At 64.1% G+C, this 12,716-nt stretch carries 10 protein-coding genes; 2 read left to right on the top strand and 8 right to left on the bottom strand.

Annotation, left to right across the window (positions count from 1 at the left end; all coding sequences use genetic code 11):
- Window positions 1–92 precede the first annotated feature (92 nt).
- On the bottom strand, window positions 93–263 hold the full coding sequence (locus tag V3G39_09275) for a hypothetical protein (protein XAS74864.1): 171 nt from the start codon (window positions 261–263) through the stop codon (window positions 93–95).
- Window positions 264–914: 651 nt separating this feature from the next.
- Between V3G39_09275 and V3G39_09270 the strand changes: the two genes are divergently transcribed.
- Both V3G39_09270 and V3G39_09265 read left to right on the top strand, forming a co-directional pair.
- The gene (locus V3G39_09270) at window positions 915–1,097 is read left to right on the top strand and encodes a DUF1508 domain-containing protein (protein ID XAS74863.1); all 183 of its coding nucleotides are present in this window, start codon (window positions 915–917) and stop codon (window positions 1,095–1,097) included.
- Window positions 1,098–1,348: 251 nt separating this feature from the next.
- Window positions 1,349–2,134 carry an MIP family channel protein gene (locus tag V3G39_09265; GenBank protein XAS74862.1) on the top strand — a complete coding sequence of 262 codons (786 nt, stop codon included), beginning with the start codon at window positions 1,349–1,351 and terminating at the stop codon, window positions 2,132–2,134.
- 1,772 nt (window positions 2,135–3,906) lie between these two features.
- On the opposite strand, the gene V3G39_09260 is transcribed toward V3G39_09265, so the two are convergent.
- The 7 genes from V3G39_09260 to V3G39_09230 form a co-directional block, all read right to left on the bottom strand.
- Window positions 3,907–4,113, bottom strand: coding sequence for a hypothetical protein (locus V3G39_09260; protein ID XAS74861.1), 207 nt, complete (start codon window positions 4,111–4,113; stop codon window positions 3,907–3,909).
- A 243-nt stretch (window positions 4,114–4,356) separates the two neighbouring features.
- Window positions 4,357–4,515: a hypothetical protein gene (locus tag V3G39_09255; GenBank protein ID XAS74860.1), complete on the bottom strand. Its 159-nt coding sequence runs from the start codon at window positions 4,513–4,515 to the stop codon at window positions 4,357–4,359.
- Between the two features lie 95 nt (window positions 4,516–4,610).
- The gene (locus V3G39_09250) at window positions 4,611–4,889 is read right to left on the bottom strand and encodes a type II toxin-antitoxin system RelE/ParE family toxin (protein XAS74859.1); all 279 of its coding nucleotides are present in this window, start codon (window positions 4,887–4,889) and stop codon (window positions 4,611–4,613) included.
- Entirely contained in the window at window positions 4,890–5,147 is a 258-nt protein-coding gene (locus tag V3G39_09245) for a hypothetical protein (protein ID XAS74858.1), read from the bottom strand. It lies immediately after the preceding gene.
- A 162-nt stretch (window positions 5,148–5,309) separates the two neighbouring features.
- Entirely contained in the window at window positions 5,310–5,564 is a 255-nt protein-coding gene (locus tag V3G39_09240) for an antitoxin (GenBank protein XAS74857.1), read from the bottom strand.
- Between the two features lie 465 nt (window positions 5,565–6,029).
- A complete protein-coding gene (locus tag V3G39_09235) occupies window positions 6,030–7,049 on the bottom strand; it encodes an IS481 family transposase (GenBank protein ID XAS74856.1) in 1,020 nt (339 codons plus the stop codon).
- A gap of 107 nt (window positions 7,050–7,156) precedes the next feature.
- Window positions 7,157–12,709 (bottom strand): DUF5979 domain-containing protein, encoded by a 5,553-nt coding sequence (locus V3G39_09230; GenBank protein XAS74855.1) that lies wholly within the window; start codon window positions 12,707–12,709, stop codon window positions 7,157–7,159.
- Window positions 12,710–12,716 lie beyond the last annotated feature (7 nt).

The raw sequence follows: 12,716 nt of genomic DNA, 5'->3' as shown, positions 1-12,716 counted from the left end.
AGGGGCCCAGTAGTGAAAGCGTTGGCTCGTTTGTCCGGGTCACCATCGTGACCCGGACATGGTGGCTGCGAGGTTTCGGAGCCCGAGGTGAGTTAACCGGCGTCGCCGGTGCTGGTGTCAGTGCTTTCTTTGATGCCCACACCGTTGGAGTTGCCGCTGGATAGGACACCCTCGAGCAGACCGTTGGTCGTGGTGAGTTCGCTGACATCACCGTGGATGATGTTGCCTTTGATGGAGTCCAGTTTCGTGATGGCATTCGCCATCGGCGCGTACAGCTTTGTGCACAAGGTGGGGTTGGCTTGGATATTTCCTGCGCGTTGTGCAGCAGTCTCACGTCCAGGGCCGCGGTCGTGCCGCCCTTCAGGAGTGCTTTGATCCGGCCATTGGCGCCCTTGGTGAAGGAACCCGCCCGGTAGGGCTTGTACAGATAGCGGTGGAATGTCCCGATCGCCAGGCCCACATCGCCAGCGAACCGGGTCTTGGCGAAGGAACGGGTGTTGGATGTCGGGCAACTGGCCGCGGCATTGGCGGCACTGGAGCTGGCCGAGGAGCCAGCAGCTACGTGCGAAGCGGTCGAGGAACCGCCACTACCACTGGAACTGCCGGCGCTGGAGCTGGACGGTCCGCAACCGGCCACCAGGGCGATGCCCAGAACGGCCGCGGGGACTAGTGCTGTACGGGTGACGCGCATGGGTAGTACCTCTCGGGAAAACAGGTTCCTGCAGCACCACGCAGAATATCGGTCATCCCTGGTAGTTACCCGGTTCCACAGGGCCGGCGGGGTGGCATCCCAACATTGGCCGCCGGTCAGCTTTATGCGATTGCCCTACCGGGGGCGGTCGTGGTCGGTAACGTCGGGCCTACCGGGCAGCACGTGCTACTCGGTCACCACTGTGAGGGCAAGGGAGACGCGTATGGCGGGCAAGTTTGAGGTCTATGAGGACAAGTCGGGCAAGTACCGTTTCCGACTCAAGGCCGGTAACGGTGAGGTCGTGGCCCAAGGCCAGGGGTATGAAACCAAGACCGCGGCCCACAAAGGCACCGAGGCCGTGCAACGCGCCGCCGACGGCGCGACCGTCGTCGACACCGATAGCTGACCACCTAGGACCGGTCATCGGCTCACAGCAGCGCGGTCACCCCCTAGGTCAACCAGGGGTTGCGCCGCGCTGCTGTTGCCAGGTTCACAAGTCTGCGTCACTAGCAGCACCCGGCTGAGCTGGGAGGTGCACTGCCGCAAAGGTGTTGGCGTGAGACGATCGGCGTGGGTGCTGGACACGGGCGGGCTTCGCCGATGAGGATGTGCTCACGTGATCTCCTCTGATCGCGTATTCCTCTAGGAGGCACTCGGATGGATCTGCGCAAACTGGTCGCTGAGGCGTTAGGAACAGCCTGCCTGGTGTTCTTCGGTGTAGGGACCGCAACCCTGTGTTTCGGGTTCGCGACGACCGGTTCGAGCACATCGGCAGGGGTGGTAGCCACCGCCCTGGCGTTCGGGCTCGTGATGCTGATCCTGGCCTACTCCCTGGGCCCCATCTCCGGCGCGCACATCAACCCTGCGGTCACGATCGGCTTCCTGATAGCACGACGTATCCCCCTGCGCGAGGCTGTCGGTTACTGGATCGCACAGATCGTGGGTGCCATCCTCGGCGCGGGCGTGCTGCGGGGAATGTTCGCCGGGGCCAAGGGCTACTCCACCAAGAAAACAGGGCTAGGCACCGACGGGTTCGGGGACCAATCAATGATCCACCTCAACGCCGGTAGCGCATTCCTGGCCGAAGTCGTTCTCACCTTCCTGTTCGTGTTCGTGGTGCTGGCCGTCACGACCAAAGCGGCCTGGCCACAGATAGGTGGGGTCACCATCGGGTTGGCACTAGGCGCGGTGCACCTGATCGGCATTCCCCTGACCGGTACCTCGGTCAATCCCGCGCGCAGCATCGGCCCGGCACTGTTCGTGGGCGGCACCGCGTTAAGTCAACTATGGCTATTCATCGTCGCGCCCCTGATCGGCGGCGCGATCGCAGCACTGGCCAGCACGTATTTCTACCCCGGTGAAGTAACCGCCCCCGAAGACACCGCCGTAGAACCCGTACTGGACTCCACACCAACCCCTCCCCCCGCGACCGCTAGCAGCTGAGTCGACGTAGTGACGACCCCTCAGGCGCAGTCGCGCTAACTGCTACTTGCCGGTAGGTTCGGCGGCGACTGGGATCATGTCTATCGACAGCCGACGGCCAACTGCACTCACCGTCATCCGATGGTGACACCGACACCCCAACCCCGCTCGACCGGCGAACGACTATCCGATGACAGAACCTTTCCCGATTACCCTTCGGAACGTCGAGACTGGCAATGGCCTCCGGTCCTCGATCTGTGCTTATCATGAGGATGTGCTCCAGGGAGGTGAGGGTCCTTCTACCGATTGGGATGCCCCGCGGCAACTTCAAGGACACGAACGCGTCGCTGTGGTTGCCCTAGGTGGAGGTCAAGGTCACCCAGGCAGGCTACATCGGCCCGGAATAATCGTTGTTCTCGCGCGCGACTTTGTGAGGGAATATCGGGAGACAGTCCGATGAGCGTTCGGCATCACACCGATCAGGTATTTTCCGGGTCATCGCAACGTCGGGCCCCCGATCCAAGCCCCTCTCACCCCGAAGCATGAACTAATGGCCGGTCATCATGGGGGGACCCGTGCGAAGTATTGGCGTCGCGGGTTATTTTCCTTTGCCTTAGTCATAATTGTCGTCTATTTCTTCATGGTGGGATGCTCTTGGCGTCCCACCGGCAGCGTGAGCGGCGCCGGCGGGAAGGTAGCGGGCTCCAGGACCAAGACCCCAGAACATCCCGGCCCCACAACGAAAAACCGCAGTGGAACCCCCGCTGGGATTCCGAACCCCACCTCTTTCTCTACACCCGATCATGGGTTGTCCGCCTCTCCCGGATGTTTACCAACGGCACTCGAAATTCCGTCCTTGGGGATCTCTGATTCAATCCGAGCCCTGGGTTTGAATGCGCAAGGTCAGGTTTACCCCCCGCAGCGCACCACGATGTGGTACAACGGCTCAGCGATGCCGGGTCAGGACGGGATCTCGGTGATCGCCGGACACGTCACCTATGACGGCCCTGACAACTTTTACAATCTGGTAAACGCGACCGCGCGTGATCGGGTGATGATCTCCTGCAGCGGGGGGAGAATATTGAAATTGCAGGTAAATCGGACACGTTCCATGCCGAAAACTACGCTCCAGACGGATCAAAGCGTGTGGGGGTCCTCGCGTGTGCCCGTCGTTGTACTGATCACGTGTGATCCTAGGACTCCACTCGTGCAAGGACACCACGTGAACAACTTCGTCGTGTGGACCAGCGGAGCCCATTGATCGCCACCAAAGACAGATTGTCCGCCTGGGGATGAGGCCTGACCCATCCCGCCCGTGTGGGACAGATGAAACTTCGCGCAGAGCGCAATTACGTAAACGTTTTGTGTCTCACTCAACAACCACCACCGGTTGATTCATCGCTGCCCAGGGCACCGGCCTGGCTTCCCGCAGACCGATCGGTATCCGGGCATGGCGAGGGTCGCAGGCGTTGATCTGTCACTCAACCGTGTGGCCACGCGTCATCTCTGAGTTCGGTGCGGCGGATATTGACCATCAGCGAGAGGCAGTCGTCGCAGACGAACAGCGATCGAGTCGTGCCGCAAACACCCCAACGCTTGTCGAGACCGCAAAACGAGCACCCCACTGTTGTGTCCTCCGGAGACGAATCCATCGCCCCACCGTGGCACCGAGCCGAACGGGAAACAGCCGATCTCCACCCGCTTCTCTGACCGTAGGCGATCGGCGAACGGTCAACGCGGCTGGCGACCGCATCAGCCGGGGCGTTTCCAACTGGGTGATGCGCGGGCCGTTATCAGCGCGATCCGAGGTGGTGGGAGCGTGCCCGTCGGCGGCGCAGCTCGTGGAGGATGACTTGTTCGCGGTGCACGAGGTCCGCTACGGCGGGCCTCGGATTGTCGGTGGCGCCGGGATGGCGCCATTGGCGTAGACCTGCTTCTACCTCGGAGAGCTCGGTGATGAGTTCGCGCACCGACATCACGTCCAGAGGGACCGGTTCCATGTGCCCCCCTGCCCTCGATGACTTCCGGCACAGGGAACCTACCCGGTGAGGTGTTCCCAACGGCGACACATGAGAAGACTGTCACGCAGTCGTGACCGTGCCCTACCTTGATGGTCTTGGTCCCGGGTCGGTGAAGGGCTGGGGGTGTCGTGATCAGAACCGGTGGGTGGCCTCTCGGGCTCGGGGCCGCGAAGGCGAGCACTCCCACGGGCGATCTCCTTCATAGGGCGCCGGGCGCTGGTCCTACTCGGTCTTTGTCACCGTCTCCAGGGTGCCCGTCCGAGCGAGTAAGAATCGCTGTGAGCACTGCGGGCAGCGCATCAGCGGGCGGGCCTGCGTGCCCCACCGGACCTGGATCAGCTTCACATGAGCCCCGTCGATCGGACGCGCCAGATAGTCCATTCGTTGACTCTAGAGCGGCACTGCAATGGCCTGCAGCGGCTCTGACCCCCCCCCCCCCCGAATGCCGATCGGTCCAGGGTGAGGATCGCGTTGCGTCAGCGAGGTCGGTAGGCGTTCGCCCTGTGCTGGATGTCGAGCACGATCACCGTGTGTTTGTCGGCATCGATCTCGTTGAGAACGCGCCAGTCCCGGCCGAGTCGCGCACTGTGGATACCGGTGAGCTCCTCGGTCAGTGCCTTACCGACGCGCTGGGGGTTCTCCACCAGAGGGCCAGTGATGAACTCGACGGCCGCTGCGGGCACCTCGGGAGGGAGTCGATCAGCGAGGGCTCGTCGCGCGGGCGCGGCGGTCCCGAGTTCATAGGGTTCGTTCATTCACGAAGCGTGACGGTCTGAGACCAGCGCGCGGGCCGCCTCGGTGCCGTAGACCACATCACCGGAACGAACGGACTCGCGCGCCTCGACCAGAGCACGCAGTGCCTCCGGGTCGGCCTTGACCTCCTCGGTCTCACGCCGAGCAAGATAGTCCTCAATCGCGTGAGCCACTTCCTGCTGCACGCTGCGGTGCTCCTCGGCCGCGGCTGCACGCAGCGCCTCGTGCACCTCAGCCGACAGTCGCAATGTCATAGCCATGACCCGGTGGTCTCAAAATGCACCATATGGGTTCATTCTGTAGCAAAGACCCGGAGCAACCACCCGGTGCAGCACTCAAGCAGTACGACGTTCGCGTGCCACCGGGTATTTGAACGTAGGCGACCGCCCACCACCACGATCACTCGCTGCAGTGCCGTCGCGTTAAGAGCGTTCCTCACCCTCGACCGGCCCGGTGGTCGGCGTGGCGGCGTCGGGTCCCTCAGGGTTACTAGTGCTCGCGGATGTGGTCGTATCGCCATCACCGGTGCGCTGGCGGGCCTGACCGACCAGACCGTCGATCTGGTCGTCGTGACCGGCGAAACGGGTTTTCGCGGTGTCGCCCACCTTGCCCAACATCTGGTCGACCTCCTTGTCGTGCCCGCTGAGGAGGTTTTTGACGGTGTCGATGATTCCCATGCGTCCACTATGGCCCTGTTGGGCAAACCATGGGGGAGATTGCCGCGCACAATGGGAGGGGGATCCCGCCCGCATCGACCGATCGCGGCGAGACGTCGAACAGAACCCCACTGCGGTCTCCCAGGGTCCGGCGGGCCAAATCCTCAAGCACTCAACAACAGCAGGCCGCCGCGACGACCAGTAGTAGCGAATCAGACCGTCACCCTGGTAGTGAATCAACTTGACATAGCCACCAGTGACTACCAGGCACTTGGCTACCAGGGTTCTGCCGGCGCGGTGCCGTCCGGAAGTACTTCGCCGATCGCGGTGGCACTTCTGTCAGATCGCATAACCCGTCGTAAGATCACTCCCGCGCTGCGCGTGACACCGCGGGCACCGTGCCCCTGTCTCACGTCGAGCACCAGATGCTGAACCAGTTTTGAACAGCACTGAGGACACCGTCGCATCGCCACAGGTGAGGACTGCCTAGTTGTACTGACCCGCCAGGTTGGGTACGCGGTCGGCGGGTGAGTCGCCCTTGAGTGCGGTGTGGCCGCGATGGTGATTGTAGGTGTGCAGGAACTGCGGGAACGCGGCTACGCGTTCGGTCTCGCTGGTATATGGGCGGGCATAGGCCCATTCTTCTTGCAGGGTGCGGTTGAAGCGTTCAACCTTGCCGTTGGTCTGCGGCCGGTACGGTCGTGTCCGTTTGTGCTTGATGTCCCTGTCTGCCAAAAGTTTTCCGAAGATCTTGGACCGGTAGCAGGACCCGTTGTCGGTCATCACACGCGCGGTGGTGATCCCGACGGAGGCGAAGTGCTCCAAGGCCCTGGCCATGAAGTCTCGCGCGGTTTCCTTCTTCTCATCGGTCAGGATTTCTGAGTAGGTGTACCGGGAGTGATCATCGACCGCGTGGTGCAAGAACGCGTACCCCAGGTTCGGACGACCGTGGGCCTTGCGGGCCCGGCCCGGTTCGCGGTGCGCACTGGAGTTACGGGTCCCTTGCGCGCGGCCGTGGATCCGGTGCCCGCCGCCGTCGGGGATGCGGCCGAGCTTCTTGATGTCCACGTGGACCAGGTCCCCAGGTGCATCGCGTTCGTAGCGTCGCACCTGCCGACGGCGGGCGCGGACCGGTACGCCGGTGGCTGGGTCGGTCCACGAGAGCCGAACACACCGATACCGGGCCAGAACACGCTGCACCGTGGAGACATTCATGCCCAGGTGATAGGCGATCCGTGCCGGGCCCCAGCGTCGTGAGACGCGTAACCCGACCACGCGGTGTTCTCCGCGGCGACTGGTGCGGTGCGCGCACCGGCACGGGCGACTGGACCGATCCACCATCCCGGCCTGCCCGTGTTGGCGGTACCGGTCGGCCCACCGTTTCGCGGTGGTGACCGAGACCGCGAAACGGTCCGCCGCGCGACGTAGCGGCCACCCGTCCTCCACGACGCACCGAGCCAGGCGCAGCCGGCCGGTGGGTGACAGGGGTGAATTACGGTGGGACATGAAGACCTCCGGGTGCAGGAGCGGTTCCTAGACAGCTCCACACCTCACTCGGAGGTCTTCCTCATGTCACGCCGACCCGCCGTACCTAACGTCTCGGGTTAGTACACCTAGTGCTTGGTCATCCTGCGTCGCCGACCAAGCAGGCCCACAACGAGCACTGATGCGGCACCGAGGAACCCGAGTCCGAGGAGCAGTCTGGACGTTGGTGACCCGCCCAGTGGACCATCGGTCACGACTGGGGGCCCTGTCGTTGGGGGTGGTGAGGTCGGGGGCCCTGTCGTTGGGGGTGGTGAGGTCGGGGGCCCGGTCGTTGAGGGTGGTGAGGTCGGGGGCCTCGTTGTTGGGGGTGGTGAGGTCGGCGGCCCCGTTGGGGGTGGCGAGGTCGGCGGCCCTGTCGTCGGCGGTGGTGAGGTCGGCGGCCCTGTCGTCGGTGGTGGTGAGGTCGGGGGCCCTGTGGTGAAGGTGTTGGTGAACGCGATCGTGGCCACGCCCTTCACCTGGTCGACTTTGCCGTCCGAGATGCCGCCGGGTGTTCCCGGGTCAGAATCCACGATCGTTACCGTCGCGTCGGACGGTGGTGTTATTTCGCTGGCTACGCAGTCGGCACCTTCGGGCACCACGACCCGACGCACTTGGCCGGAGTACAGCGAGAACTTTGAATTACCCGACCCCAGGGTTACTGGGTTCGTTGCGTTGCCAGGCCCGGAGGTGGTGCAGGTCAAAGCGAATGTGTAGGGCCCGGACGGTCCGTCGCCGACCACTTTCTTGCTGATGACCACCGCGGCTGAGTCGAACGTGTTGGTCGCGGTGATTGTCAGCTGCTGCAGTTGGCTTGCAGGGTCCTGGACGGTGACTACCGTCGCGGTATCCCATGAGTTGTAGTCGACCGCGCTGGAGGTGGCGCCCCCGGCATCGGTCTCTAGCCCCCAACAGTGCGCGCCGACGGGCAGCTTCAGTTCGTCCCCCGCGGGGTCGGTCACCGTGATGGTGTCGCCGCCCTTGATGTTGATCGCACCTGAGTACAGGGTCGCGCGGATCGGTTTACCGCTCTGGTCGGTGGTTTCGATCTGGCAGGTCAGCTGGACGGTGAACGTGGTGCCTGTTGCCCACGGCTGGGTTGCTGCGTCTCCGGTGAGTACTTTTTTGACCTGCAGGGTGCCCGCGGAGAACGTGTTGATGAAGGCTGCAACGACGGTGTCCGCGGGAAGTGCGCCGTGCGCCGGTCCGGCCGTGATGGTGACGGTGACCGGGGGCGGGGTGTTGTCCGCGTGGCCGGTGTCAGTTTCGGTGACAACGCACCGGGCGCCGATGGGCAGCCCGGTCAACGGCGCTGAGGTAAGGGTGCTGTCCTTGCCGTTGCCGCTCACCGTGATGGTTCCTGCGGCGTAGGGGCGGCCGTTGAAGGTACAGGTGACGGAGAAGGTGAAGGGGCCGTCGGACAGTTGTGGAGCCCCCGCCCCTTGGAGTGACTTGTCGACGACGAGGTTGCCCGCGTCGAACGTGTTGGTCACGGTGATGGTTTGTGGCATGCCGTCTTTGGCGACCACTGGTGCGGAACCGTCCCCGCCCGCTGCAGGGTCGTAGGTGACCGACGTTGCCGCACCGTTCTTGGTCTCCACCGCGGAGCATGCCGCACCGGAAGGGACCCCTTTGATTTGCTGCGATCCTGGACCGTCGAACGTCGCGTCCTTCGGGAACCCGGCTACGGGCACTCCGGCGTAGGTGCACGTCACCTGGATCGTGAAGGGTCCCTTACCGTATTTTGCTCCGGCGCCACCGTTGACGACTTTGTCCAGGTTGAGGACCGCCTCTGGGAAGCTGTTCGTGATCGTTGCGGTCTGGATGCTGGGCGTGGCACCCAGCGACGGCCGGATGGTCAGCTGCAATGGATTGCTCTGGGGATGGTCAGAAACTCCGCCGTGCGTACCGGACTCGTAGACGCTGCATTTGGCTCCCGCGGGGAGGTTGGAGATATCGACCGGGGTGGTGGAGGACACCTGATAGTCCTGGTCGAGCACTGTATGAGTGGTGCCGCCGACGGGGTTGATCACGCAGGTGGCGTGAAAGCCGAACGCGATGCCGTCGACTGGAAGGTCGGCCGGGTTGTCGCCGATCTTCTTGGCCAGGCGCAGTTGCCCGTATGCCGTGGCGATACCGACCTTCAACGGCTCGGTGGGTGGCAGGACCCTGGTGGAACCATTCGCTCGGATGGTTGATTCGGCATGCCCGAAGGAGTTCCACGCGATAGTCGGGTCCGATACCTGCGGCACGTCCAGGGGTGTCTTCATCGCGAACGTCATGGTGACGCCGGCTCCAGGGGCAAGGTTAGGGCCGAAGCGAAGGTCCATTTTGGCGCCGGTATTCGCACCCGAGAACGCATCGTTCCAGGCACCGGCGGGGCACGTGGTCGCACCGGTCAGGTCCAGGTCGGTGGCGCATACCGCGCCGTTGGTGAACGAATTGGTCAAGACCGCACCGGTAGGTGCGGCGACCAGTTCCGGTGCGGACACCAGGGTGGGCCGGTTGGCCCATTGAGTGCCACGCGCCTGGCCGTCCAGGACGACCCCGGTGTCGCCCTTGATGGGGAACTTGTCAATGACGCGCATCTGAGTCGCGGATTCGGTGCCGGCGTTGACCAGTTGCAGCGCGTAGTCGAACTGGTCACCAGGGTTGACCAGTGCAATACATGGATACGCCGTGTACGCGCGGGCCTGCACCGTGAACGAGGGGCACGTCGGCCCGCCGACAGCCACGGGCTGGGCGCTGACGGTGTTGTACCACCCTAGATCCGGGTTGCCGGCGACCCATTTCTTGGCATTGAACGCTGCACCGGCTTTGGTCGTGACCGTTGCTGTGTGAGTGCAGTACGACCCGTTAAGGAACGTGGGGTCCTTGGGCGTGCCCTGGCACGTCAACCCGTCGATGGGCGATGTCGCGCCGGCTTTGTTGATGATCTGCTGGCCGGCCTGGTTACCGGGGGCCAGGGTCGTTTGGAATTGAATCTCAACCCTCGCGCCGGGTGGCAGGTTCCAGTCGCCGAAGTCCCAGTTGACGTCGGTAATGCTCGACCCGGTCACGGTGGTGGAAAAGACCGGTTGCGTTGGGGCAACACCCGTCGGTAGCCCGGTGATGGTGACCTTGTAGGGCACGACCGTGCCGCCAACAGTGCTCCCGACGTACGTGTCATCGAACAGGAGACCGGTCGGGATCGGATCCGTAACGGTCAGGTTCGGTACGTTCGCTGATCCGGTGTTCGTCACCGTGAGCGTGAAGGGCGCCGGCTCACCGGGGCCAACAGCGGAGCTTGGGCCCTTGTCGAACGATATTTGAGGGCTGCCCTTGGTGAGGGTCAAGGTGGCCGTCGAGGGTGGGATGGGGGCTAGGACACCGGGGGGCTGCAGTTGCGATTCCAACCCTGCGGTGGCAGTGTCCGGCAACGCATCTGGCACCGCTGCCCCGGTGGACACCAGGGTCTGTCGCGGTGCGACGGAGAAGCAGATGCTGGAGCCTTTGCACGCGTTACCGCCCAGGTTGCTGCCGGGTGTGAGCAGGTACCCGCCGTTGACGGTGCTGCTGCTGGTGAACGTGAACCGGACGCCGCGCACGCTGGTCGCGGTCACCCCTGTTGGCAGGGCGGGCGTAGAACTACTCGTGGGAGCGCCGCTAACAAATACTCCTGCTGCGCAGTTCGCGGCAGAGGTACAGGCATCCAGTTGTACCCGGTCCGCGCCGAGGGGGAAGTTGATGCCATCGACCTTGACGAAGTCGACACCATCGAAGAAGCCCCGGTCGGTGTCGGCAGCCTCGAGGCGCTTGAGGCTGAGGTTGCCGTTGTTGGCGACCGCCAACCGCACCTGCGCGGTCTGCGCCGGTGAACCGGGCACCGGGTGAACCAGGCTGGCCGGGGTGATTCCCTTCTGCAACGACGCACTCGCGTCGGCGGGGCCGGTGTTGATGGTCGGGGAACACCACGGATCGATACCCGGATACCTGACACCGTCCGAGCCGATGGTGTTGGCACAGTTGGTGATCGACACGCCGTCCGGCACGCCGTCCCGGCGCAGGGTGTGGATCGTCAACTTCACGCTCTGTCCCGGCGCGAGGGGACCGTTGACCACAGCACGCACGCCGGTAGCCCTGGCTAGAAGCACAACATCGGTGGCGTTGTAGGCCACCCACTGGCCTGCAGCCGGATCGAAAAGCTGGGTGGTGACCTTTGAACCGCCGACGGTCTTCGGCGCGTCGACACCGGTAATGCGCAGGCTGGTAAAGGGATTGGGCGACGTCGGCGACCCGCTGCCATCGACCTGCGGGTCGCTGATGCCGGGCTTGACCAGATCAACGTTGCCATTGTTGGTGAGGTTGAGACCGAAATCGATCGGCTGGCCCGCCGGGACGCTGGTTTGAGATACCGACTTGACGCCCGGACCTGAGGTCCGTGGCGGCTGGATCGCCAAGGTGCGGCACGCCGTACCCGCAGCACCACCGGTCTCGGTACCGGCTCGCACTGCGGTCACGTCGGCGCAGTCCACCACCCCAGCCCCAGGGTTCGCCTTATCCGGGACATCGGACTGGTCGACTTTGCTGTTCAGATTTCCAGTCACCCCCAGGGTCGCGGTGGCGCCCTGGGCGATGGTGCCGGTGTAACGGACCGAGATGCGGGCAGGTGCGCTACCGGCCGGGCACCCGCTCTCAACCGAGGACTGGCTGGAGGTGAAGGTGCGATCGGCTGGCGCGGATCCGTCACGGCACAGGACCGACAGGACGCCCTGGGTCGCGCCGGCCGGGAAGGTCAACCGCACCGAGGTGACATCGACCTTGTCGAACTCGCTGACTGCGGTGGCGGAGGGTTCAGTGATCGTGACCGTCCCCAGAGCGAACGCCGAATTGTTCTTGGCAGTTATCAGCGCGGACACCGGTGAGTCCTGGCCGAGGACGGCGTACTCGTTCGCGCTCTGGGTGTAGTTGTGGTTCGTGTCCGGGAAGAACGACTTCGCCGTCCCCAGATTCACCAGGTTCGGCAGCACCTGATACGACGCGCACGCGTCGGCGCCAGTCTTAACGCCAGCCACCGCATCCACCGCGGTCGTCGCGGCACAGTTCTTGACCGTCAGCGTCGTGGCCGGTTCCAACGCGTCCCCGGTAGACCGCACGGTGTCTCGCAACACCAACGCAAGTGCCACGGATCCACCGTCAGTGGTGTCCGGCCCCGGGAGCACCGCTCCGCCCGACTGGCTGAACCGGACCCGCACACCGGTCACATCCGCGGCCGACACTCCAGCGGGAAGACCCACAGGACCAGCCGACGATACGACCGGGCCGGGCCGGTAGTCACTATCCGTGCACACCGACAACGGCTTAGTACAGACCAGCAGTTGGGCCCTGTCAGCACCCTTGGGAAATGAGCGCAGCGTCACGCCGGTGAAGTCGAAGTCCTCGAACGTCGCCGCAGTTGCGTCTTCGACCGTCAAGCTCGTCACCTGCGCCGCCGTAGACGAAGAGTTCTTCGTGCCCAGCGTGACAGTGCTCGGCTCCTGACTCTGAGCAACAGCCGACCCACCCGACCACGACTTGGTCGTCACCGGCGTGATGACACTGGGAATACTCACCGGGGTCGTCACCGAGTCCGTCGCTGGGGGCGCGTTATCAGCGTCCACCACGGCCGTG

It is taken from the genome of Dermatophilaceae bacterium Sec6.4 (assembly GCA_039636865.1).
GTDB lineage: Bacteria > Actinomycetota > Actinomycetes > Actinomycetales > Dermatophilaceae > Allobranchiibius.
This window is presented reverse-complemented; position numbering and strand designations above follow the sequence as displayed.